This window comes from Franconibacter pulveris, assembly GCF_056780215.1.
Genome location: NZ_CM165555.1, coordinates 861,979 through 885,367, shown reverse-complemented (window position 1 = coordinate 885,367; position 23,389 = coordinate 861,979). Strand labels below are relative to the sequence as shown.

Below are 23,389 nucleotides of genomic sequence, written 5' to 3'. Positions count from 1 at the left end.
TCATCGTGCTGCAAGCATTTGAGAGACTCGAACACACTTTCGTGTGTCGTTTCAATTTTCAGCTTGTTCCGGATTGTTAAAGAGCAAATATCTCAAACGTGACTTTACAGTCAGTTTTGAGATATCGGTTGGTTGTGCCTTTCACCCACAGCCAAGCAAGTGGCGTCCCCTAGGGGATTCGAACCCCTGTTGCCGCCGTGAAAGGGCGGAGTCCTAACCGCTAGACGAAGGGGACACGAATGTCACGACTTCGCAGCCGTCTTGCTCATTACATCTATCAGACAATCTGTGTGAGCACTGCAGAGGCAGGTTCTTTAAGGTAAGGAGGTGATCCAACCGCAGGTTCCCCTACGGTTACCTTGTTACGACTTCACCCCAGTCATGAATCACAAAGTGGTAAGCGCCCTCCCGAAGGTTAAGCTACCTACTTCTTTTGCAACCCACTCCCATGGTGTGACGGGCGGTGTGTACAAGGCCCGGGAACGTATTCACCGTGGCATTCTGATCCACGATTACTAGCGATTCCGACTTCATGGAGTCGAGTTGCAGACTCCAATCCGGACTACGACGCACTTTATGAGGTCCGCTTGCTCTCGCGAGGTCGCTTCTCTTTGTATGCGCCATTGTAGCACGTGTGTAGCCCTGGCCGTAAGGGCCATGATGACTTGACGTCATCCCCACCTTCCTCCGGTTTATCACCGGCAGTCTCCTTTGAGTTCCCGGCCGGACCGCTGGCAACAAAGGATAAGGGTTGCGCTCGTTGCGGGACTTAACCCAACATTTCACAACACGAGCTGACGACAGCCATGCAGCACCTGTCTCAGAGTTCCCGAAGGCACCAAGGCATCTCTGCCAAGTTCTCTGGATGTCAAGGCCAGGTAAGGTTCTTCGCGTTGCATCGAATTAAACCACATGCTCCACCGCTTGTGCGGGCCCCCGTCAATTCATTTGAGTTTTAACCTTGCGGCCGTACTCCCCAGGCGGTCGACTTAACGCGTTAGCTCCGGAAGCCACGCCTCAAGGGCACAACCTCCAAGTCGACATCGTTTACGGCGTGGACTACCAGGGTATCTAATCCTGTTTGCTCCCCACGCTTTCGCACCTGAGCGTCAGTCTTCGTCCAGGGGGCCGCCTTCGCCACCGGTATTCCTCCAGATCTCTACGCATTTCACCGCTACACCTGGAATTCTACCCCCCTCTACGAGACTCAAGCCTGCCAGTTTCAAATGCAGTTCCCGGGTTGAGCCCGGGGATTTCACATCTGACTTAACAGACCGCCTGCGTGCGCTTTACGCCCAGTAATTCCGATTAACGCTTGCACCCTCCGTATTACCGCGGCTGCTGGCACGGAGTTAGCCGGTGCTTCTTCTGTGAGTAACGTCAATCGCGATGCGTATTAAGCATCACGCCTTCCTCCTCACTGAAAGTACTTTACAACCCGAAGGCCTTCTTCATACACGCGGCATGGCTGCATCAGGCTTGCGCCCATTGTGCAATATTCCCCACTGCTGCCTCCCGTAGGAGTCTGGACCGTGTCTCAGTTCCAGTGTGGCTGGTCATCCTCTCAGACCAGCTAGGGATCGTCGCCTAGGTGAGCCGTTACCCCACCTACAAGCTAATCCCATCTGGGCACATCTGATGGCATGAGGCCCGAAGGTCCCCCACTTTGGTCTTGCGACGTTATGCGGTATTAGCCACCGTTTCCAGTGGTTATCCCCCTCCATCAGGCAGTTTCCCAGACATTACTCACCCGTCCGCCGCTCGTCAGCGAATCAGCAAGCTGATCCCTGTTACCGCTCGACTTGCATGTGTTAGGCCTGCCGCCAGCGTTCAATCTGAGCCATGATCAAACTCTTCAATTAAAGTTTGATGCTCAATGTTTCTTTATTTCTAAAGAAAAGAACTTCGTAATGAATTACGTGTTCACTCGTTGAGACTTGGTATTCATTTTTCGTCTTGCGACGTTAAGAATCCAGTCCATCTGAGTGCCCACACAGATTGTCTGATAAATTGTTAAAGAGCGGTGCGACGCGGCATTCAGCCTGCTGTCGCGAGGTGGCGTATATTACGCTTTCCTCTTTCAGAGTCAACCCTTAATTTCAGGATTTTTTCTCTTCCGACTCACCGTCGCTGTGTGATGTTGTTCACCAGCGCCGTGTCGATGGAGGCGCATTATAGGGAGCCGTCCGAGGATGGCAAGCGGAAATCTTAACTTTTTTACTGACCGCTTACCATTTAGCCATAACGCCGTTTTTTAACGCGATTTGATAGCCGCTGGCAGTTCTGCAAGGCTATTTATCACCCAGTCTGCCGCATTTTCTGCATCCGACGTGACTGGCTTGCCGCTGCGAACCAAAACTTTCGTTCCCACTCCGGCCGCTTGCGCCGCCAGCATATCTTCCAGTTTGTCCCCTACCATATAAGAAGCAGCCATATCTATATGAAGGAAGTCGCGAGCGGAGATAAGCATACCTGGTTGTGGTTTACGGCAGTCGCAGGCCTGACGAAACTCTTCCACTGTGCCTTCGGGATGATGCGGGCAATAATAGATGCCATCGAGATCGACGCCCCGGTCCGCCAGCGACCAGTCCATCCACTCAGTAAGCTGTTCGAACTGCGCTTCGGTGAAGATACCGCGCGCGATCCCCGACTGGTTCGTTACCAGCACCAGCGCAAAGCCCATCTCTTTAAGCTCGCGCATCGCATCAATTACGCCATCGATAAATTCAAAACGATCGATTTCATGCACGTAACCGTGATCGACATTCAACGTGCCGTCGCGGTCAAGAAAAATAGCGGGTACAGATTTAGCCACCTGAAAAACTCCTGACATATATATTGCGCGTAGTATCGCATGTTTCCAGCAGGGAGAAAGCGCTCATCGCTGTGCACACGATTGATTTAGACGTCTGGATGCCTTAACATCCATCCCGTCTACGGTCACCGCCCGTATCTGGCAGAACAAAATGCCACGGCTAACTCGTATAAGATAATAAATACCTAATGATCAAACTTTCGAATATCACCAAAGTGTTCCAGCAGGGAAACCGAACCATCCAGGCGCTGAATAATGTCAGCCTGCATGTGCCTGCCGGACAAATTTATGGCGTGATTGGCGCATCGGGCGCCGGTAAAAGCACGCTTATTCGCTGCGTTAACCTCCTTGAGCGGCCAACCCAGGGCTCCGTTCTGGTAGATGGACAGGATTTAACGGCGCTTTCTGAATCCGAACTCACCAAAGCGCGCCGCCAGATTGGCATGATCTTCCAGCACTTCAACCTGCTCTCTTCCCGCACCGTATTTGGCAACGTGGCGCTGCCGCTTGAGCTGAACAACACGCCGAAAGAAGAAGTTAAACGCCGCGTAAGCGAGCTGCTGGACCTGGTAGGATTGGGTGAAAAACATGACGCCTGGCCTGCAAACCTCTCCGGCGGGCAAAAGCAGCGTGTGGCGATTGCCCGTGCTCTGGCCAGCAACCCGAAAGTTTTACTGTGCGACGAAGCGACCAGCGCGCTCGATCCGGCCACGACGCGTTCCATCCTGGAATTGCTGAAAGACATTAACCGTCGCCTTGGTCTCACCATTCTCCTTATTACGCATGAGATGGACGTGGTGAAGCGCATCTGTGACTGCGTGGCGGTTATCAGCAACGGCGAACTGATTGAGCAGGACAGCGTAAGCGAAGTGTTTTCTCATCCCAAAACCCCATTGGCGCAGCAGTTTATTCAGTCCACCCTGCATCTGGATATTCCGGACGATTACGCGCAGCGCCTGAATGCGCAGGCAAGCAGCAATACCGTTCCGCTGCTGCGTCTTGAATTTACCGGCCAGTCTGTCGATGCTCCGCTGCTTTCCGAAACCGCGCGCCGCTTTAATGTAAACAACAACATTATTAGCGCCCAGATGGATTATGCAGGCGGCGTGAAGTTCGGCATCATGCTGGCGGAAATGCACGGCACGGCGCATGAAACGGAAGCGGCAATCGCTTATCTGCAAGAACATCATGTAAAAGTAGAGGTGCTGGGTTATGTCTGAAGCAATGATGTGGTTAATGCTGAAAGGCGTGTGGGAAACCCTGGCGATGACCTTTGTTTCCGGCTTCTTCGGTTTTGTGATCGGCCTGCCGGTTGGGGTGCTACTGTATGTGACCCGCCCGGGCCAGATTATTGAAAACGGGAAGCTCTATCGCATTATCTCCGCGCTGGTGAATATCTTCCGCTCCATTCCTTTCATTATCTTGCTGGTATGGATGATTCCGTTCACCCGCGCCATTGTCGGCACCTCTATTGGTTTGCAGGCCGCTATCGTGCCGCTGACCGTAGGGGCGGCGCCGTTTATCGCCCGTATGGTGGAAAACGCGCTGCTGGAAATCCCTTCAGGCCTGATTGAAGCCTCCCGCGCAATGGGCGCCACGCCGATGCAGATAATCCGTAAGGTACTGCTGCCGGAAGCGCTTCCCGGACTGGTGAACGCCGCAACCATTACGCTAATTACGCTGGTCGGCTATTCCGCTATGGGCGGCGCGGTGGGCGCAGGCGGTCTGGGGCAGATTGGCTACCAGTATGGCTACATCGGTTATAACGCCACCGTGATGAATACAGTATTAGTATTGCTCGTGGTATTGGTGTATTTAATTCAATTCTCTGGCGATCGCATCGTCCGGGCTGTCACTCACAAGTAATGTCATACACAACATTAGATAAACTTTTCGAGTAAGGAATGGCTATGTCTTTCAAATTGAAAACCTTTGCAGCGGTCGGCGCCCTTATCGGCTCTCTGGCATTAGTGGGTTGCGGTCAGGAAGAAAAAGATCCGAACCATATTAAAGTCGGCGTGATTGTTGGCGCGGAACAGCAGGTTGCCGAAGTGGCGCAGAAGGTCGCTAAAGACAAATACGGTCTGGACGTTGAACTGGTCACGTTTAACGACTACGTGCTGCCGAACGAAGCGCTGAGCAAAGGCGATATCGACGCTAACGCCTTCCAGCACAAGCCGTACCTGGATCAGCAGATTAAAGATCGCGGTTACAAACTGGTTTCGGTTGGCAATACCTTCGTTTATCCAATCGCTGGCTATTCCAAAAAAATCAAATCGCTGGATGAGCTGCAGCCGGGCTCGCAAATCGCCGTGCCTAACGATCCGACTAACCTTGGCCGCTCCCTGCTGCTGTTGCAGAAAGTGGGTCTTATCAAGCTGAAAGACGGCGTAGGTCTGCTGCCGACCGTGCTGGACGTGACTGAAAACCCGAAAAACCTGAAGATTGTTGAACTGGAAGCGCCGCAGCTGCCGCGCTCCCTGGACGATGCGCAGATCGCGCTGGCCGTTATTAACACCACCTACGCCAGCCAGATCAACCTGACCCCGGCGAAAGACGGCATCTTCGTTGAAGATAAAGATTCCCCGTATGTAAACATGATAGTGACCCGCGAAGACAACAAAGACGCGGAAAACGTGAAGAAGTTTGTTCAGGCTTATCAGTCTGACGAAGTTAACGACGCGGCGAACAAAATCTTTAACGGCGGCGCTGTGAAAGGCTGGTAATGCTTCACACTTTGCCACATAAATAATGTAAGACGGGCCGCGGCCCGTCTTGTTATTTCTGCAAGCTCCTGATTCAATAAACTCTCGTTGATGATTAATTGAGGAAATATTATGCGTGCTTTACCGATCTGTTTACTGGCCCTTATGCTCAGTGGCTGCTCTATGTTAAGCAGATCTCCCGTAGAACCCGTTAAAAGCACAGCAACCACCCCACCCGCTGAAGCGCCTCGCCAGAAAGTTTCTCATCCCGCTCCCGTAAGAATTTATAGCAACGCTGAAGATCTGGTGGGCAAGCCTTTCCGCGATCTCGGGGAAGTGAGCGGCGAATCCTGTCAGGCGACTAACCAGGACTCTCCGCCTAACATTCCTACCGCGCGCAAGCGCATGCAGATAAACGCCTCTAAAATGAAAGCGAACGCCGTACTGCTGCACAGCTGCGAAGTCACCAGCGGAACGCCGGGCTGCTACCGTCAGGCGGTATGCGTCGGTTCTGCGCTAAACGTCTCAGCTAAATGAGTCAGTTCCACTTCGAACAGATAGGCGTTATCCGTTCACCCTATAAAGAAAAGTTCGCCGTCCCGCGCCAGCCAGGACTGGTGAAAGCTGTCGGCGGCGAACTGCATCTTCTTGAGCCCTATAATCAGCCGGATGCGGTTCGTGGTCTGGAAGGGTTCAGCCATGTCTGGCTGCTGTTTGTTTTTCATCAGACAATGGAAGGCGGATGGCGGCCGACAGTGCGTCCGCCGCGCCTTGGCGGCAACGCCCGCATGGGGGTTTTCGCCACCCGCTCCACTTTTCGCCCTAACCCGATCGGCATGTCGCTGGTTGAGCTCAAGGGAATACGCTGCGAAAAAAATCAGGTTATCCTGCAGTTAGGTGGGCTTGATCTGGTAGACGGCACGCCTGTCGTGGATATTAAACCTTACCTGCCTTTCGCCGAAGCGTTGCCGCAAGCCCGGGCGGGTTATGCTCAGGAAGCGCCCGTCGCGGATATGCCGGTCTTTTTTACCGACGACGTTCAGGCGAAGCTGGCAACGCTTGAGAAACAATACCCGTCGCTTGGGCAATTTATTTGCGAAGTGCTGGCTCAGGATCCGCGTCCGGCTTACCGTAAAGAGGAAGATCCGGGTAAAAGCTACGCCGTCTGGCTGCTTGATTTCAACGTGCGCTGGCGCGTGACCGAGCAAGGCTCTGAAGTGTTTGCCCTTGAGGCGCGCTAATTTGTTTTCCCTCTCTTTTGGCAATCCGGCCACGCTGGTAAACTAAACCACTTTTTTGCGCCAGGCCGTCCGGCCTGCTCCGATAGTTCAAATGGAACCGTAACAACATGCGTACTAGCCAATATCTGCTCTCCACTCTCAAGGAGACGCCTGCCGACGCCGAAGTGATCAGCCACCAGCTGATGCTGCGCGCCGGGATGATCCGCAAGCTGGCCTCCGGGTTATATACCTGGCTGCCGACCGGCCTGCGCGTCCTGAAAAAAGTCGAAAACATCGTGCGTGAAGAGATGAACAACGCCGGTGCCATTGAGGTGAGCATGCCGGTGGTGCAGCCAGCCGACCTGTGGCAGGAGAGCGGCCGCTGGGAACAGTACGGCCCGGAGTTGCTGCGTTTCGTCGATCGCGGCGACCGTCCGTTCGTGCTTGGCCCGACGCATGAAGAGGTCATTACCGATCTTATCCGTAACGAGCTGAGCTCCTACAAACAGCTGCCGCTCAACTTCTTCCAGATCCAGACCAAATTCCGCGACGAAGTGCGCCCGCGCTTTGGCGTAATGCGCTCGCGCGAATTCCTGATGAAGGACGCCTACTCTTTCCATACTTCTCAGGAATCCCTGCAGGAAACGTACGATGCCATGTACGCCGCCTACAGCAAAATCTTCAGCCGCATGGGCCTTGATTTCCGTGCGGTGCAGGCGGATACCGGCTCAATCGGCGGCAGCGCTTCCCATGAATTCCAGGTGCTGGCGCAGAGCGGCGAAGATGACGTTATCTTCTCCGACACTTCCGATTACGCAGCAAACATTGAGCTGGCCGAAGCCGTTGCGCCGAAAACCCCGCGCGCCGCCGCCACGCAGGAAATGCAGCTTATCGATACGCCGAATGCGAAAACCATCGCTGAGCTGGTTGAGCAGTTCAATCTGCCGGTAGAGAAAACCGTTAAGACGTTGCTGGTAAAAGCGGTAGAAGAGAGCGCTTATCCGCTGGTCGCGCTGCTGGTGCGCGGCGATCACGAACTCAACGAAGTGAAAGCCGAGAAGCTGCCGCAGGTGGCGAGCCCGCTGACTTTCGCAACCGAAGCGGAAATCCGCGCCGTTATTAATGCAGGCCCAGGTTCTCTCGGCCCGGTCAATATGCCGGTTCCGGTAGTTATCGACCGTTCTGTTGCGGTTATGAGCGATTTCGCGGCTGGCGCTAACATTGAAGGCAAACACTACTTCGGTATTAACTGGGATCGCGATGTGGCGACGCCGGAAGTTGCCGATATTCGTAACGTTGTCGCAGGCGACCCAAGCCCGGATGGACAAGGCACGCTGCTTATCAAGCGCGGCATCGAAGTGGGCCACATTTTCCAGCTCGGCACCAAATACTCCGACGCGCTGAAGGCTTCCGTACAGGGGGAAGATGGCCGCAATCAGGTGCTGACCATGGGTTGCTATGGCATCGGCGTAACGCGTGTCGTGGCCGCGGCGATTGAACAGAACCATGATGAGCGCGGTATCGTCTGGCCGGAGGCGATTGCGCCGTTCCAGGTCGCCATTCTGCCGATGAACATGCACAAATCTTTCCGCGTTCAGGAACTGGCGGAGAAACTCTACAATGAACTGCGCGCGCAGGGCATTGAAGTGCTGATGGACGATCGTAAAGAGCGCCCGGGCGTGATGTTTGCCGACATGGAGCTTATCGGCATTCCGCACACTGTTGTTATTGGCGATCGCAATCTTGATAACGACGAGATTGAATACAAATACCGTCGTAACGGCGAGAAGCAGATGATTAAAACGGGTGAAATTCTGGATTACCTGATCAGCAACATCCGCAAGTAGTGCCGCTTTGTTATACTAACGCCCCGCTCTGTCGGGGCGTTTTTTTATCAATGACAAAGGATGGTCATATGCATCTCAGGCGCGGCGTATTGGGCGTTCTGGTTCTGTTAATCGTTGCGTTAACAGGATGCGCTGTTGATATCGGCCAGGATCCTCTCGCTCCTTCCTCTACCAGAACAATTAGCGTACGGCAGTTCAGCTCCGCGCCCGGGCAGACGTTACGGGTTATCGACGAAACGCAACTGCGAACAGGCGATCTGCTTTTCTCATCTTCGATTGGGTTGACCTCGTTAGGGATTCGCTTTTTCAGCGCATCCGCAGTGAGTCATGTAGCGTTGTATACAGGAGAAGGCCATGTTGCTGAAGCCGTCGGCGCGGGCGTGCATATCATCACGTTAAAGGAGGCGATGGCGCATAGTGATAAACTCTTTGCGTTAAGAATGCCGGGGCTTACAGAGAAAGAAGCAAAACTTATCTCGCAATTTGCGACTGATAAAAGCGGTAGCCGCTATAACTTTTCCGGTATCGCTGGAATGGCGCCTTTTATGGTGACCAGCAAGCTTTGTTCACTCACGCCTTTTTCATCCGACTTTCGACATCAATGCCTGGCAACCCTGGCGAATGTGCAGCTCGCGCCGCCAGAGCGCCCTGCCAACAATCGCTACTTTTGTTCCGAATTTGTCACTGCCGCTTATGCTTATGCCGGTCATCCCTTGACCTCAGCCGCTTCCGGGTGGGTCAGTCCGGCGGATCTGCTCCATATGCGAGAAGGCGATGTAACGTCGCTAAAACCGCTACATCGCCTGCGCTATGTTGGTCATTTAAAAAAAGGAATTTATCTGTCCGCCCGCAGCTATTTTCAGTAAAGGCCTAATCCTGGCAATCTTTATCGCTTTCGAAACGGCTATGACTGTCCACCACCAGCGTCTTTTGCATCGTTCCGCTGTCGGGATTGGGCTCAAGCGTAAAATGCGCCTGCGTTATCAGCAATACGGCTTTCTGTTCGCCGTCCCGCGCCACGGCATAGTCGCGCTCAAGCCGGGCGTTGCTGGAGACGGCAAAACGGCGTCCCGTCGCGCAGTCGGTAAAGGTTGCCGCATCCGCCATATAAAAATACATGCCCTTCATGGCGATGGGCGTCGTCGGCAGCGAGGCGTTTACCGGCGAAAGCGTATAGTTAAGCGTAGAGGAGATGAGTTTTCCTTCGCGGTCGAGCATTTCCAGCTGCTCGCCTTTCGCATGGAAGTAGCGCTTTTCGCCGTCGCTGTCGGTCAGCACCAGCTTATCTGCGGTACGCGCCCAGGTCCCCCAGGAGGCGATAACCGTTGGCTCGCGCGCGCCCAGATAGCGCTCGTTCATAACCCACGTGCCGTCTTTTTCCAGAAAAAGCGACGTTTCGATGCCTTCGCAATCCGCACAGGGCAGGACGCCGCGCCAGCTTTGCTGCATGGGTTTAAGCTCTGGCGAAGAAGCAGGCTGAAGCGTCTGCACTTCAGCACGGTTATTACAGCCAAAAAGCGCCAGCATACTCAGCAGCGCCACGGCGGCGGGCACAATGCTCTTTTTCACCTGATTTCCTTATATTCTGATGGTGAGTGGCTTCTACAGACCGCGAACTTTTCCACGCAGTGCTTTGGTCGCAGACCGCTGTGTTTTCGCCTCGCGGCGACGCACCTTTGACGCGCGCGTGGGTTTGGTAGCTTTTCGACTCTTTTGCGTAACGGTAAGTTCCCGAATTAACGCAATAAGCCGCGCGACCGCCTCTTCCCGATTCATCTCCTGGCTGCGGTGCGTTTGCGCTTTAATAATCACCACCCCCTCTTGCGTAATCAGGTGGTGGCTCGCCGCCAGCAGTCGATGCTTATACTCTTCCGGCAAACTGGACGCGTTGATATCAAAGCGCAGATGAATCGCCGTCGAGGTTTTATTCACATGCTGGCCGCCCGCGCCCTGCGCCCGGATAGCGGTAATGGTTACCTCTTCATCAGGGATCGCGACGCTGCGTGAAATTTCTATCATGAAGCCTGCTGCCAGGGCGTTAGCTGGAGCTCCAGATTATGACGCTCGTCGGAAAGCCAGATAATCCCTTCCTGCAGCGTTGCCTGTAACGACATGGTACGGTCCGCGAGTTCGCTCACCTTCGCCAGCTGTTCGTCATTGATGTACCAGATAGCGAGGTTTTTATACTGGCGCAGCTTGTCCTGGTTCTGTTGCCACCAGACCTGCGCCGCGCGGTCGTTATAGGTAAATAACACGACTTCGCTGGACTGATTGACCGCCTTACGCAGCCTGCGCTCATCGGGCAGTCCTAATTCCACCCAGAGCTCAATGCCCATGTGATCGTTACGCAGCCAGATTTCCGGCTCGTCATCGGCGCACAATCCGCGGGTGAATTGCAGCCGCTCGTCGGCATGGATTATCCATGCCAGCAGACGCAGCATCATGCGCTCCTGCGTTTCGGATGGATGACGCGCCAGCGTCAGGCTGGTTTCCAGAAATTGCTGGCGGTCCAGATCCGCTACGTTAACCGCTGCTTTGTAAATCGTTGCTTTTAATGCCATCACGTCCCCCAGGTTATGCTGGACGCTATTGTAACGGAATAACGGCGGCCTGCCGTAGAATTCCCTGCCCGGGCCTCGTTATCCGTTAATATCGTTCAGGTGACTATGGTATAGTCACCTTGCTAAACAGAGTTTATCTTCGTAGGCTTAGACTTGCATCCCACAACGAAGTCTGTAGTCAGGACTCTGACAGGAGGGCATGTGGATAGTTATTGTGCGTTAATACGCAAGCGCTATGCGGAAATTGCCAGCGGCGATCTGGGGTATATCCCCGATGCGCTGGGCTGCGTGTTAAAGGTTCTGAATGAAGTCGCCTCTAACGATGCGCTTTCAGAGTCGGTCAGGGAAAAGGCGGCTTATGCTGCCGCGAACTTACTGGTGAGCGATTATGTCAATGAATGATGCCTATCAACCCATCAACTGTGACGATTATGACAATCTCGAACTCGCCTGCCAGCATCACTTAGTACTGACGCTGGAACTGAAGAGCGGAGAAATTTTTAAGGCGCAGGCCAACGACCTGGTTTCTCGTAAAAACATCGAATATCTGATTGTCGATGAAGCCGGTGCCCCGCGCGAAGTTCGTCTCGATAAAATCGCCAGTTTCAGTCACCCTGAAATCGGCACCGTCGTGGTCAGCGAGTCCTGATCTACTCAACAAACACAGCAAGGGCAGCCAGCGGGCTGCCCTTTTTTATGGTTTCTGGCTGGCGTAATAGGCCGCAAGATTGTCAATATCGCTGTCAGACAGGCCGCTGACATAAGCCTTCATGATTTCCGCCTGACCGCCGCTGCGCTCGCCCTTTTTATAAGCATGCAGCGCATGAGCAAGGTACTCTGCATTCTGCCCGGCCAGGTTGGGGTAAAGCGGCACCGACACTTTTCCGGTCGCGCCGTGGCAGGCAACGCACATTACCGCTTTTTCTTCACCTGCTTTTATATCGCCCTTTGCCAGCGCCGAGAGACTGCACAGCATTAGCCCCGTCAGCATCGCCCATTTTTTCATTCGTCTTGCTCCTTTCGCCAGTCTATATGCCAGCCTGTTTCCACCTGCGCTGCGCCCTCGCGAGTGACAAAAACGCCAGGGGCGCAGATAAGTTGCTCGCCATAAAAAATCAAAGGCGTAGTGTCGCGCCGCCAGGGGGGAACGCGCAACTCTTGCCAGAGTTTTTTCAGGCTACGCCCCCGTTCGCGACCGGCAATATACAAAAGCCCACTGGCGCGAAAACGCACCGTTACGCGTTCATCAGCCCTTGGTACGCGCACGCGCGTACCCGTGTCGCCCGTTGTCAGTTGGCCCAGCCCGTCCGGCAGCACAAGCGGTTGCCAGGGCTTTTCCCAATCGATGACGCGATCGCCCTGCCCCGGACGCATTGGCACCCACCAGAGCGCCTCCTGATAACGACGCACTTCGTAGCGGCCAAACTGTAAACGCGGACATGCATCTTCACGGCTTTGCGCCACCTCGTCCCACAGCCGTTGCAGCGCGGCGCGGGAAGGCATTTGAGCGCTGTTCGCGGCAAACCAGCGCCGCAGCAGAGCCCCGCGCCGGCTGTCGCTCACCGCGGCAAGCGGAGCAAGACGAAGCTCGCCCTGCTCTCCCGTTAAGGCGGCGAGCTCTTCGCCCAGCAGTTCATCCAGCAGTTGCTCCTGTTCGCCGCAAAGTTGCGCGCTGCGCGCTGCCGCTTCGGCAAAATGGGGCCAACGCGACGCCAGCAGCGGCACTACGCGCAGCCGCAAAAAGTTACGGTCGTAGCTGTCGTCCTGATTGCTCTCATCGTCAATCCACGCCAGGCGATGCGCCTGCGCGTACTGCTCCAGCTGCGCGCGCGAGACGTTAAGCAAAGGACGCAGAATAAACGTCCCGGCGAAAGCAAGTCTCTCCGGCATCGCCGCCAGCCCTGCCGGGCCGCTGCCGCGCTTGAGCGCCAGCAGCAGCGTCTCGCACTGATCGTCCTGATGCTGCGCCGTTACCAGCGCCTCACCAGGCTGCAAAGCGTCAGCAAAAGCGGCGTAACGCGCCTTGCGCGCCTGCGCCTCCAGCCCTAGCCCTTCCTGCTCGAGCTGCACGCGACGAACCGTAAGCGGCACGTTCAGGCCTTCGCAAACCCGCCTGCAATGCGCAACCCAGCTATCAGCATGCGGGCTGATGCCATGATGGATGTGAATGGCGCGCAATGTCAGCGGCGTCCCGGCTTCGCGCAAACGCACAAGCTCATGCAGCAGCGCGGTGGAATCCAGCCCGCCGCTGAACGCCACCAGCAAATAGCGAAAAGGATGCAGCGAAGTGAGTGAAAGAGTGGTCATAACGCAGCGAAAAATGAGGAGAATGCCCGGCACGTTACCGGGCATTGCGGGTTCGGGCAAGTCTTACTGCTGATAAAGCTCCAGCGGCAGGCCGTCCGGGTCGTTGAAGAAGGTAAAACGCTTGCCCGTCAGCTCATCAACGCGCACCGCTTCGCATTTCACGCCGCGGCTTTCCAGATGCGCGGCCGCCTGGTCGACATCCTCCACGCTAAAAGCGAGATGGCGCAGGCCGCAGGCTTCGGGGCGGCTGGGGCGAGCGGGCGGGAACGGGAACGAGAAAAGCTCAATGACATACTGGCCGTTTAACGCCAGGTCGCCTTTCCAGGAGTCCCGCGCTTCGCGGTACACTTCTGACAGCAGCGTAAAGCCGAGAATGTCGCAGTAAAAAGCCTTACTCTTTTCGTAATCCGTCGCGATGATGGCGATATGGTGAATCTGTTTTAAACCCAGCATGCTCTCTCCTTTTGCTTTTTCCGAACGTTAACCAGCCGTTAATAGCAAAACAAGGGGTTAGCTATTTTTTAGGACACGTACACGGTAAACGCCGTCGTCCCCCAGTTTGGCGCCGTGAATATCGGTCTCAAAACCGGGATAGTGTTTGCCGATGGAACAGAGCATGAGCAAGAAATCGAGCACGGCGCGGCTCTCCTGAGTGATCATCTCGCCTGGCATCACCAGCGGCACCCCGGGCGGGTACGGCAGGATCATATTAGCGGAAACGCGGTTGATGAGCTTTTCTATCTCCACGGTCTCTACGTTGCCTTTTACCTGCTGCTGGTACATTTCATGAGGGGTGAGCTTCATTTCCGGCAATACATCGAAAGCGCGCAGCATCAGGCTCGCCATATCATGCTGTTTAATGAGGTCGTGAATGCCGCGCGCCAGCGTCTGGATACGCATGTTGCGATAAAAGTCCGGGTCCTCGGCGTAAAGGTCGGGCAGCATATTTTTCACCCGTAGGTTCAGGTCATAGGCGCGTTTGAACTCAGTCAGGCCGCGCAACAGGCTCATCGCCCGGGTTTTATCAATGCCGATGCTGAATAAAAAGAGCAGATTGTAAGGGCCGGTTTTCTCTACCACCACGCCGCGCTCGTCGAGAAATTTGGCCACCAGCGCAGCCGGGATCCCCTCTTCCGCCATGTTTCCTTGTTCGTCCATGCCCGGCGTAAGGATAGTGACTTTGACCGGGTCGAGATACATGTGGTCATCATCGGCATCGTTAAAACCGTGCCACGTCTCGCCCGGCGCGATGGGCCAGCAATCCGCTTCATTAATTTCTTCCGGCTGCCAGATATCGAAGAACCAGCTGTCTGACTCCTCCCGCAGCCGCTGCACCTCCTTACGGAAATGCAGCGCACGCTCGACCGAACGGTTAATCAATCTTCTGCCCGGATTGCCGCGCAACATCGCCGCCGCGGTTTCGATGGACGCCACCAGCGGGTAGCTCGGCGACGTGGTGGTATGCATCATGTAGGCTTCGTTAAAGGTTTCTTCGTCGTAATCGCCTTTAATATGGATCAGCGAGGCCTGAGAAAACGCGGCCAACATTTTGTGGGTGGACTGCGTTTCAAAGAAGACTTTGCCCGGAATACGCTCGCCGCTCATGCCGCTTTTGCCCTGATAGATAGGATGAAAATGGGTATAGGGCACCCAGGCGGAATCGAAATGAATCGAGGGCACGTCAAGCGTGCGCTTGATCCAGTTGGTGTTGTAAAGCAGCCCGTCGTAGGTGGAGTTAGTGATAACCGCATGCACCGGCCAACTGGCGTTTTTCGTCTGTCCGACTTTCTCTTCAATCGAAGCGCGGCTGAATTCATGCTTTGGAATGCCGCCCAGAATGCCCAGCGCGTTGCGGGTCGGCTTCAGCCAGACAGGCACGATGTCGCTCATCATCAACAGATGGGTTAACGACTTATGGCAGTTGCGATCAACCAGCATCGTGCTGCCGGCGGGCGCGGCATACATGCCGATAATTTTGTTCGACGTGGAGGTGCCGTTAGTCACCATATAGCTCTGCTCGGCGCCGAAGGTGCGGGCGATGTACTCCTCCGCCTCCAGATGCGGGCCGGTATGATCCAGCAGCGAGCCCAGTTCAGTGACTGAGATTGAGACATCTGCCTTCAGCGTATTGCCGCCGAAGAAATCATAAAACAGGCAGCCGACCGGGCTTTTCTGATACGCCGTGCCCGCCATATGACCTGGCGTACAAAAGGTGTATTTGCCCTCTTTCACATAGGTAAACAGCGCTTTAGTAAAAGGTGGCGTGATGTTGTCGAGATACTCATTGGTATATTGCCGGATGCGCGTGGCGATATCTTCCGCCGCGCCTAATGCGTATTCAAAAAACCACAGCGCCATGCGCATTTCGTTAACGCTGACATCGAGCGAGGAATGGGTGTTGATAAAGGCATAAAGCGGCAGGTATTCGTTGAGGCGATTGATTTCGCTACAGAGATCGAGACTGTATTCGTCCCAGTCAAAAATCACGCCGCAGATGCGCGGGTTATGCTCGATAAACTTCAGCAGATCGGTGCTGTTTTTCGGCCAGATAACCTGGAAACCCTGGCGCTGAAGCGCATTCTGAAGCTCGTCAATCGGCTCGTCTTTATAAAATGCGCCGTGCGGCCCCATGATGGCGATGATGTTCACTGCTTACCTCCTGGCAAAAATGCATCTGGTAAGCATAGTTGTTAACGCCAGCGACGGGCGCTGGCGTTACGCGTTTACAGAGCAGTCCAGGAGGGACGAACAGCCAGCTCGCGAAACGGAAATAAAAAAGGCCGACAATCGTCAGCCTTTTAAAGAAGATAAATTAACGCATTAAGCGTAACCGTAGCTCATCAGACGCTGATAACGACGGTTGAGCAGATCTTCTTTACTCAGCACATCGAGATCCGCCAGGTCTGCCAGCAACTGCGCCTTCAGGGAGCCCGCCATCGCTTCCGGATTACGGTGCGCGCCGCCGAGCGGTTCGCCAATCACAGAGTCAATGAGCTTCAGCTCTTTCAGACGCGGGGCGATAATGCCCATCGCTTCTGCAGCGAGCGGCGCTTTATCCGCGCTTTTCCACAAAATGGATGCACAGCCTTCCGGTGAAATAACGGAATAGGTGCTGTACTGCAGCATGTTGACTTTGTCGCCCACGCCGATAGCCAGCGCGCCGCCGGAGCCGCCTTCGCCGATAACGGTGCAGATAACCGGCACTTTCAGGCGGGACATTTCCCGCAGGTTGCGGGCGATGGCTTCAGACTGGCCGCGCTCTTCCGCGCCCACGCCCGGATAGGCGCCCGGGGTATCGATGAAGGTGATAATCGGCATATTGAAACGCTCAGCCATCTCCATCAGGCGCAGCGCTTTACGGTAGCCTTCCGGCGCCGGCATACCAAAGTTGCGACGGATTTTTTCTTTGGTTTCGCGTCCTTTCTGGTGGCCGATGATCATCACCGGGCGGCCATCCAGACGCGCGATGCCGCCAACAATGGCTTTATCGTCGGCGTAAGCGCGGTCGCCCGCCAGTTCATCGAACTCATCAAACGCCAGACGAACATAATCCAGGGTATAAGGGCGCAGCGGATGACGCGCCAGTTGCGCAATCTGCCATGCGCCCAGATCGGCGAAAATCTTTCGGGTCAGCTCTACGCTTTTTTCGCGCAGACGATGCACCTCTTCGTCGATGTTAATATCCAGTTTTTCATCCTGACGGCCTACAGCGGTCAGGGAATCGATTTTCGCTTCCAGCTCTGCAATCGGCTGTTCAAAATCAAGGAAATTCAGACTCATAATATTCCTGTATTAGTCAAACTCCAGTTCCACCTGCTCCGGGCCTGGCAGGCCTCGCGGCTACCGACCCGGTGATTCAGAACCCGGGAAACGTGGATGCATACGCATCAGTCAAATTCCAGTTCCACCTGCTCCGAACCAATCAGGCCACGCAGATCGTTAAGTAAACGATCGCTTGGCGAGACACGCCACGTCGCGCCGAAACGCAACCGCGCACGGGCGTCCGCCCTCTGATAGTAGAGATGTACTGGAATTGTCCCCGAACGATGGGGTTCCAGAGACTGACGGAGACGGTTTAAAAGCTGGTCATCAATTTGCCTGTCCGTCAGCGAGATAGCAAGCCCGCGCGCATACTTTTCGCGGGCTTCGTCAATGTCCATGACTTCGCGGGCGGTCATTTTAAGCCCTCCGCTGAAGTCATCAAAGCTGACCTGTCCGCTAACGATCAGGATTCGGTCTTTCTCCAGCAACTGCTGGTATTTCTCCAGCGCGTCGGTGAATAACATCACCTCCAGACGCCCTGAACGGTCATCCAGCGTACAGATGCCGATACGATTGCCGCGCTTGGTGACCATAACCCGCGCGGAAATCACAAGCCCCGCCGCCGTGGTCACTTTGCCACGTTCGGTCGGATGCATATCTTTAAGCCTCATGCCACCGACATAACGCTCAATCTCTTTCAGATACTGGTTGATAGGGTGGCCGGTTAAGTACAGCCCCAGCGTTTCACGCTCGCCATCCAGCACCACCTGCTCCGGCCACGGCTGACAGCTGGCGTAGGATTGCTCTATCTGCTCGGGCTCTTCCGCCAGTACGCCGAACATATCCGCCTGGCCGATGGCTTCGGCTTTGGCATGCTGATCGGCGGCTTTCAGCGCGTCGCCCAGCGAATTCATTAGCGCCGCGCGGTGCGGTCCCAGGCGATCGAACGCGCCGGACATAATCAGCTTCTCCAGCACGCGGCGGTTCAGCTTTTTGGTGTCCGTACGGGCGCAGAGGTCAAACAGCTCGCGGAAATAGCCGTCTTTGTTGCGCGCTTCAATAATCGCTTCAATCGGGCCTTCGCCCACGCCTTTAATCGCGCCGATGCCGTAAACAATTTCGCCGTCGTCGTTTACGTGGAACTGGTAAAGCCCGGAGTTAATATCCGGCGGCAGCACTTTCAGCCCCATGCGCCAGCATTCATCCACCAGACCGACAACCTTATCGGTGTTGTCCATGTCCGCGGTCATTACCGCCGCCATAAACTCTGCCGGATAATGCGCTTTGAGCCACAGGGTCTGGTAAGAAACCAGCGCATAGGCTGCCGAGTGCGATTTGTTAAATCCGTAACCCGCGAATTTCTCTACGAGGTCGAAGATTTTCATCGCCAGCTCGCCGTCGATGCCGTTATTTTTCGCGCCATCTTCAAAAATGGAGCGCTGCTTGGCCATCTCTTCAGGTTTCTTTTTACCCATGGCGCGACGCAGCATATCCGCGCCGCCCAGCGTATAGCCCGAGAGCACCTGGGCTATCTGCATCACCTGTTCCTGATAAAGGATAATGCCGTAGGTCGGCTCCAGCACAGGCTTCAGGCTTTCATGCTGCCACTGAATATCAGGATAAGAGATGGCCTCACGCCCGTGCTTACGGTCGATAAAGTTATCCACCATGCCGGACTGCAGCGGGCCCGGACGGAAGAGCGCCACGAGCGCGATCATATCTTCGAAGCAGTCAGGCTGCAGGCGCTTAATCAGGTCTTTCATGCCGCGCGATTCAAGCTGGAACACCGCGGTGGTTTCCGAGCGTTGCAGCATGTCGAAGCTTTTTTTATCGTCCAGCGGAATGGCGGCGATATCGATGGGCTCAAGGCCCTGCTTCGCGCGGCGGGCGTTAATCATATCCAGCGCCCAGTTGATGATGGTGAGCGTACGCAGTCCGAGGAAGTCAAACTTCACCAGCCCCGCGTATTCCACATCGTTTTTATCAAACTGAGTAACCGGATGGTGTCCCATTTCGTCGCAGTAAAGCGGCGCGAAATCGGTAATTTTGGTTGGCGCGATAACCACGCCGCCGGCGTGTTTACCGGCGTTACGCGTCACCCCTTCAAGCTTGCGCGCCATGTCGATGAGCGCTTTAACTTCTTCATCGGCATCGTAAATTTCCTGCAGCTGCGGCTCCGCCTCAAACGCTTTGGCAAGCGTCATGCCCGGATCGGGCGGAATAAGCTTGGAGATGCGGTCAACAAAGCCATACGGGTGGCCTAACACGCGGCCCACGTCGCGGATAACCGCTTTCGCCGCCATGGTGCCGAAGGTGATGATTTGCGATACCGCGTCGCGACCGTACATATCCGCCACGTGTTCAATCACCTGGTCGCGCTTCTCCATACAGAAGTCGACATCGAAGTCAGGCATCGAGACACGTTCGGGGTTAAGGAAACGTTCGAACAGCAGGTCGAATTCCAGCGGATCGAGGTCGGTAATCTTTAGCGCGTAGGCCACAAGCGAACCCGCGCCGGAACCACGGCCTGGCCCTACCGGAATGCCGTTATCCTTCGACCACTGGATAAACTCCATAACGATGAGGAAGTAGCCCGGAAAGCCCATCTGGTTGATAACCTGAAGCTCAATGTCCAGGCGCTCATCATATTCCCGACGCTTCTCGGCGCGTACCGCCGGGTCAGGGAACAAAAATTCCAGTCGCTCTTCCAGACCTTCCTTCGATTTCTTCACCAGAAAATCTTCGGTGGTCATATCACCAGTCGGGAACTGCGGCAGGAAATATTCGCCAAGGCGCACGGTGACATTGCAGCGACGGGCTATCTCTACGCTGTTTTCCAGCGCTTCCGGGATATCGGCGAAGAGCTCGCACATCTCTTCTTCCGTACGCATGTACTGTTGCGTGGAGTAAAAACGCGGGCGTTTAGGGTCGTCCAGCGTAAAGCCATCGTGGATGGCGACGCGGATTTCATGCGCTTCGAAGTCAGATGGGTCGATAAACCGTACGTCATTGGTGGCAACAACCGGCAGCCCCTTCTCTTCCGCAAGCCGGACGGCGGCGTGCAGGTAGTTTTCTTCATCAGCACGCCCGGTGCGCACCAGCTCCAGATAGTAACGATCGGCGAAATAGTGCTGATAGAACTCCACGCACTGATCCACCAGCGCGCCGTTGCCGCGCAGCAGGCTTTTGCCCACATCGCCCATTCTGCCGCCCGAGAGTAAGATCAAACCCTCATTCAGCTCAGCCAGCCATTCGCGGTCGATCCACGGGCCGGCGGCGCCGTAACCGCGCTGGTAAGCTCTTGAGATAAGCAGCGTCAGGTTCTGATAACCGGTATTGTTCGCGGCAAGGACGGTCAGGTGGGTGAATTCATCCCCTAACAGTTCGCTCTGGACGTTAAAATCAGCGCCGATTATCGGTTTCATCCCTGCGCCGTGCGCGCCGCCGTAAAACTTCACCAGTCCGCAGAGGTTAGTGAAGTCAGTTATGGCCAGCGCAGGCATGCCGAGCGCGGCCGCCTTTTTTACCAGCGGCCCCGTCTTTGCCAGTCCGTCGATCATGGAATAGTCACTGTGCACCCGCAGGTGCACAAAACGAGGTTCAGCCATCTCTGTTTCCGGTTCGTTGTATCAGTATGTCTTAAGACGCCAGACCCAGCGCGCGTTTAACCGGTGCAAAACTGCGCCGATGATGTATCGTCGCGCCATGCTCAGCCAGCCGTTCAAGATGGAAAGCGGTGGGATAGCCCTTATGTTGGGCGAAACCATATTGGGGAAAACTCAGATCCAGCTCGGCCATTTCGGCATCACGCGTAACCTTGGCAAGTATCGACGCGGCGCTGATTTCTGCAACCCGGCTGTCGCCTTTTACGACAGCCATCGCAGGAACAGGCAATTTCGGGCAGCGGTTGCCGTCAATCAGCACATATTCCGGCGCAATCGCGAGCCCGGCCACGGCGCGCTGCATAGCGAGCATAGTGGCGTGCAGTATGTTCAGCTCGTCAATTTCATGCGGTTCGGCGCGGCCGAGGCTCCAGGCCAACGCTTTTTCACGGATCTCATCAAAGAGCGCCAGGCGGCGCTTTTCAGACAATTTTTTCGAATCGGCAAGGCCGATAATCGGGCGGGCTGGATCCAGGATCACCGCAGCGGTAACGACTGCGCCAACCAGCGGGCCGCGCCCTACTTCATCCACACCCGCCACCAGTTGCGTATGCGGGTAGATAAATTCCATCATCGTGCAAGCTCCAGCACGGCCAGCGCTGCCTGCTCATCGGCATTACAGCGGATCTGCTCGTGCAGTTTTCGGAAAGTGTCGTGCATTTCGTGGCTCTGTTTGCCATCCGCCAGCAGCGGCTGCAGCGCGGCGGCAAGTTTGTGCGGCTCGCACTCTTCCTGCAACAGCTCTTTAACCAGCTCTCTTCCCGCCAGTAAATTTGGCAGGGAGACAAATTCCGTTTTTACCAGCCGCTTAGCGAGCCAGAAGGTAAAGGGTTTCATGCGGTAGCCGACGACCATCGGGCATTTCGCCAGCATACACTCCAGCGCCGCCGTACCGGAAGCCAGCAAAGCGGCGTCGCTGGCTATCATCGCTTCACGCGCATGACCGTCCAGCAGATGCGCAGGCAAGTCTGGTGCCACTTCCGCTTTAATACGCTCAAACTGCTCGCGACGTTTCGCGTTGACCAGCGGCACCACGACCTCAAGCTGCGGATAAACGTTACGCAGCAACTGGGCGGTTTTCAGGAAATCGGCGCTGAGCATTTCCACTTCCGCGCTACGGCTGCCAGGCAGAAGCGCAAGACAGCGCGCGTCATGGGCGATGCCCAACACGTCGCGCGCCGCATTTTTATCCGGGTCGAGCGGCATAGCGTCCGCCATGGTATGACCGATAAAGCGGCACGGTACGTCAAATTTATCGTAAAACGCTTTTTCGAAAGGCAGAAACGCCAGTACCAGATCGGTAGCTCTGCCGATTTTGAAAACGCGTTTTTGCCGCCAGGCCCAGACCGAGGGGCTGACGTAATGAATGGTGCGAATGCCCTGCTTTTTAAGATTGCCTTCGAGGGTGATATTGAAATCAGGCGCATCAATGCCGACAAAAACATCGGGCCTGAGCTCAGTAAAACGACGCGTCAGGTCAGCGCGAATATGCAGCAGACGACGTAGTCGCCCCAGCACTTCGACAACGCCCATCACCGCCAGCTCTTCCATGTCGTACCAGGCTTCGCACCCTTCCGACTGCATGCGTGGGCCAGCCACGCCGACGAAGCGGGCGTCTGGCATTTTTGCTTTCAAGGCGCGGATAAGACCCGCACCAAGAATATCGCCGGAGGTTTCTCCGGCGACCAGGGCAATCGTAAGTGGACGCGCTGCGCTCATTAACGAATTAAACCGCGAGTAGAACGCTCGAAGAAATCCGAGAAGGCTTTGACTTCGGGATGCTGCGCCGCCAGTTCGGCAATCTCCGGCTTCACTTCATCCAGCGTTTTACCGCTGCGATAGAGCAGCTTATAGGCGTTACGAATAGCGTGCAGCGCCTCTTTGCTAAAGCCACGGCGTTTCAGGCCTTCAAGGTTTACACCAAACGGCGTAGCGTGGTTGCCCTGCGCGATTACATAAGGCGGTACGTCTTGCGCCACACCGGAGCAGCCGCCGACCATCACATGCGCACCAATGATGCAGAACTGATGAATCGCGGTCATGCCGCCGATAATAGCGAAGTCGTCCACCGATACGTGACCCGCTAACGTTGCGTTGTTAGCCAGGATACAGCGGTTACCCACTGTGCAATCGTGCGCGATATGCGCGTTGATCATCAGCAGGTTGTCGCTGCCCACCTTCGTCAAGCCACCGCCTTGTACGGTTCCTCGATGAATAGTTACGCTCTCGCGAATGCGGTTGCGGTCGCCAATTTCCACGCGGGTAGGTTCGCCAGCATATTTCAGATCCTGGTTTACTTCCCCGATGGAGGCGAACTGATAGATCTCGTTATCACGACCAATTTTAGTGTGGCCGTTCACGACAACGTGAGACTTCAGTACCGTTCCTTCACCGATCTCAACATCTGGACCGACAATACAAAACGGGCCAATGTGGGCGTTAGCGCCAATAACAGCGCCTTCCTCAACAATGGCGGTAGGATGAATAAAGGCGGATTTATCAATCACGTA

At 55.3% G+C, this 23,389-nt stretch carries 22 protein-coding genes, 1 tRNA gene and 1 rRNA gene; 9 read left to right on the top strand and 15 right to left on the bottom strand.

Annotated features, from left to right (window positions below):
* Positions 1-160 precede the first annotated feature (160 nt).
* The 3 genes from ACU4F7_RS04210 to gmhB all read right to left on the bottom strand — a co-directional run bounded on the left by ACU4F7_RS04210 (position 161) and on the right by gmhB (position 2,815).
* A tRNA-Glu gene (locus ACU4F7_RS04210) sits at positions 161-235 on the bottom strand.
* Between the two features lie 85 nt (positions 236-320).
* Positions 321-1,862: ribosomal RNA gene (locus tag ACU4F7_RS04205) — 16S ribosomal RNA — on the bottom strand.
* Between the two features lie 392 nt (positions 1,863-2,254).
* Positions 2,255-2,815, bottom strand: coding sequence for a D-glycero-beta-D-manno-heptose 1,7-bisphosphate 7-phosphatase (gene gmhB / locus ACU4F7_RS04200; RefSeq protein WP_024559208.1), 561 nt, complete (start codon positions 2,813-2,815; stop codon positions 2,255-2,257).
* A 188-nt stretch (positions 2,816-3,003) separates the two neighbouring features.
* On the opposite strand from gmhB, the gene metN reads away from it, so the two are divergent.
* The 7 genes from metN to ACU4F7_RS04165 all read left to right on the top strand — a co-directional run bounded on the left by metN (position 3,004) and on the right by ACU4F7_RS04165 (position 9,453).
* Positions 3,004-4,035 carry a methionine ABC transporter ATP-binding protein MetN gene (gene metN, locus ACU4F7_RS04195; RefSeq protein WP_481638089.1) on the top strand — a complete coding sequence of 344 codons (1,032 nt, stop codon included), beginning with the start codon at positions 3,004-3,006 and terminating at the stop codon, positions 4,033-4,035.
* Complete coding sequence (locus ACU4F7_RS04190; protein WP_024559210.1) at positions 4,028-4,681, top strand: methionine ABC transporter permease MetI; 654 nt, start codon at positions 4,028-4,030, stop codon at positions 4,679-4,681. The genes metN and ACU4F7_RS04190 overlap by 8 nt, the downstream gene beginning before the upstream one ends.
* 44 nt (positions 4,682-4,725) lie before the next feature.
* The gene (metQ, locus tag ACU4F7_RS04185; protein ID WP_029591137.1) at positions 4,726-5,541 is read left to right on the top strand and encodes a methionine ABC transporter substrate-binding lipoprotein MetQ; all 816 of its coding nucleotides are present in this window, start codon (positions 4,726-4,728) and stop codon (positions 5,539-5,541) included.
* A gap of 111 nt (positions 5,542-5,652) precedes the next feature.
* Positions 5,653-6,057 carry an Rcs stress response system protein RcsF gene (gene rcsF, locus ACU4F7_RS04180; RefSeq protein WP_029591138.1) on the top strand — a complete coding sequence of 135 codons (405 nt, stop codon included), beginning with the start codon at positions 5,653-5,655 and terminating at the stop codon, positions 6,055-6,057.
* On the top strand, positions 6,054-6,761 hold the full coding sequence (gene tsaA / locus ACU4F7_RS04175) for a tRNA (N6-threonylcarbamoyladenosine(37)-N6)-methyltransferase TrmO (protein ID WP_481638088.1): 708 nt from the start codon (positions 6,054-6,056) through the stop codon (positions 6,759-6,761). Before rcsF ends, tsaA begins: the two co-directional genes overlap by 4 nt.
* Positions 6,762-6,868: 107 nt before the next feature.
* A complete protein-coding gene (gene proS / locus ACU4F7_RS04170; protein WP_481638087.1) occupies positions 6,869-8,587 on the top strand; it encodes a proline--tRNA ligase in 1,719 nt (572 codons plus the stop codon).
* 68 nt (positions 8,588-8,655) lie between these two features.
* Positions 8,656-9,453, top strand: a complete 798-nt coding sequence (locus ACU4F7_RS04165; RefSeq protein WP_481638086.1) for a YaeF family permuted papain-like enzyme — start codon at positions 8,656-8,658, stop codon at positions 9,451-9,453.
* A gap of 4 nt (positions 9,454-9,457) precedes the next feature.
* Here the strand turns inward: ACU4F7_RS04165 and nlpE are convergent, their stop codons facing one another.
* The 3 genes from nlpE to ACU4F7_RS04150 all read right to left on the bottom strand — a co-directional run bounded on the left by nlpE (position 9,458) and on the right by ACU4F7_RS04150 (position 11,148).
* Complete coding sequence (gene nlpE / locus ACU4F7_RS04160; RefSeq protein ID WP_481638693.1) at positions 9,458-10,114, bottom strand: envelope stress response activation lipoprotein NlpE; 657 nt, start codon at positions 10,112-10,114, stop codon at positions 9,458-9,460.
* 75 nt (positions 10,115-10,189) lie between these two features.
* Entirely contained in the window at positions 10,190-10,606 is a 417-nt protein-coding gene (arfB, locus tag ACU4F7_RS04155) for an alternative ribosome rescue aminoacyl-tRNA hydrolase ArfB (protein WP_029591142.1), read from the bottom strand.
* Entirely contained in the window at positions 10,603-11,148 is a 546-nt protein-coding gene (locus tag ACU4F7_RS04150; protein WP_029591143.1) for a YaeQ family protein, read from the bottom strand. Before ACU4F7_RS04150 ends, arfB begins: the two co-directional genes overlap by 4 nt.
* A 201-nt stretch (positions 11,149-11,349) precedes the next feature.
* Between ACU4F7_RS04150 and ACU4F7_RS04145 the strand changes: the two genes are divergently transcribed.
* Complete coding sequence (locus tag ACU4F7_RS04145) at positions 11,350-11,550, top strand: YaeP family protein (protein WP_024559219.1); 201 nt, start codon at positions 11,350-11,352, stop codon at positions 11,548-11,550.
* Complete coding sequence (gene rof / locus ACU4F7_RS04140) at positions 11,537-11,797, top strand: Rho-binding antiterminator (protein WP_035887768.1); 261 nt, start codon at positions 11,537-11,539, stop codon at positions 11,795-11,797. Before ACU4F7_RS04145 ends, rof begins: the two co-directional genes overlap by 14 nt.
* Positions 11,798-11,842: 45 nt before the next feature.
* Here the strand turns inward: rof and ACU4F7_RS04135 are convergent, their stop codons facing one another.
* The 9 genes from ACU4F7_RS04135 to lpxA form a co-directional block, all read right to left on the bottom strand.
* Positions 11,843-12,154: a c-type cytochrome gene (locus ACU4F7_RS04135; RefSeq protein ID WP_481638085.1), complete on the bottom strand. Its 312-nt coding sequence runs from the start codon at positions 12,152-12,154 to the stop codon at positions 11,843-11,845.
* Entirely contained in the window at positions 12,151-13,455 is a 1,305-nt protein-coding gene (tilS, locus tag ACU4F7_RS04130; RefSeq protein WP_481638692.1) for a tRNA lysidine(34) synthetase TilS, read from the bottom strand. Before tilS ends, ACU4F7_RS04135 begins: the two co-directional genes overlap by 4 nt.
* Positions 13,456-13,518: 63 nt before the next feature.
* Positions 13,519-13,908 carry a VOC family protein gene (locus ACU4F7_RS04125; protein ID WP_024559223.1) on the bottom strand — a complete coding sequence of 130 codons (390 nt, stop codon included), beginning with the start codon at positions 13,906-13,908 and terminating at the stop codon, positions 13,519-13,521.
* A 57-nt stretch (positions 13,909-13,965) separates the two neighbouring features.
* Positions 13,966-16,104 (bottom strand): lysine decarboxylase LdcC, encoded by a 2,139-nt coding sequence (locus ACU4F7_RS04120; RefSeq protein WP_481638084.1) that lies wholly within the window; start codon positions 16,102-16,104, stop codon positions 13,966-13,968.
* A 171-nt stretch (positions 16,105-16,275) separates the two neighbouring features.
* Positions 16,276-17,235 (bottom strand): acetyl-CoA carboxylase carboxyl transferase subunit alpha, encoded by a 960-nt coding sequence (gene accA, locus ACU4F7_RS04115; RefSeq protein WP_029591148.1) that lies wholly within the window; start codon positions 17,233-17,235, stop codon positions 16,276-16,278.
* Positions 17,236-17,342: 107 nt separating this feature from the next.
* Entirely contained in the window at positions 17,343-20,825 is a 3,483-nt protein-coding gene (gene dnaE / locus ACU4F7_RS04110; protein WP_481638083.1) for a DNA polymerase III subunit alpha, read from the bottom strand.
* 31 nt (positions 20,826-20,856) lie between these two features.
* On the bottom strand, positions 20,857-21,453 hold the full coding sequence (rnhB, locus tag ACU4F7_RS04105) for a ribonuclease HII (protein ID WP_029591150.1): 597 nt from the start codon (positions 21,451-21,453) through the stop codon (positions 20,857-20,859).
* The gene (gene lpxB / locus ACU4F7_RS04100; RefSeq protein WP_029591151.1) at positions 21,450-22,598 is read right to left on the bottom strand and encodes a lipid-A-disaccharide synthase; all 1,149 of its coding nucleotides are present in this window, start codon (positions 22,596-22,598) and stop codon (positions 21,450-21,452) included. Before lpxB ends, rnhB begins: the two co-directional genes overlap by 4 nt.
* Positions 22,598-23,386, bottom strand: a complete 789-nt coding sequence (lpxA, locus tag ACU4F7_RS04095; protein ID WP_024561072.1) for an acyl-ACP--UDP-N-acetylglucosamine O-acyltransferase — start codon at positions 23,384-23,386, stop codon at positions 22,598-22,600. The genes lpxB and lpxA overlap by 1 nt, the downstream gene beginning before the upstream one ends.
* Between the last annotated feature and the right edge of the window lie 3 nt (positions 23,387-23,389).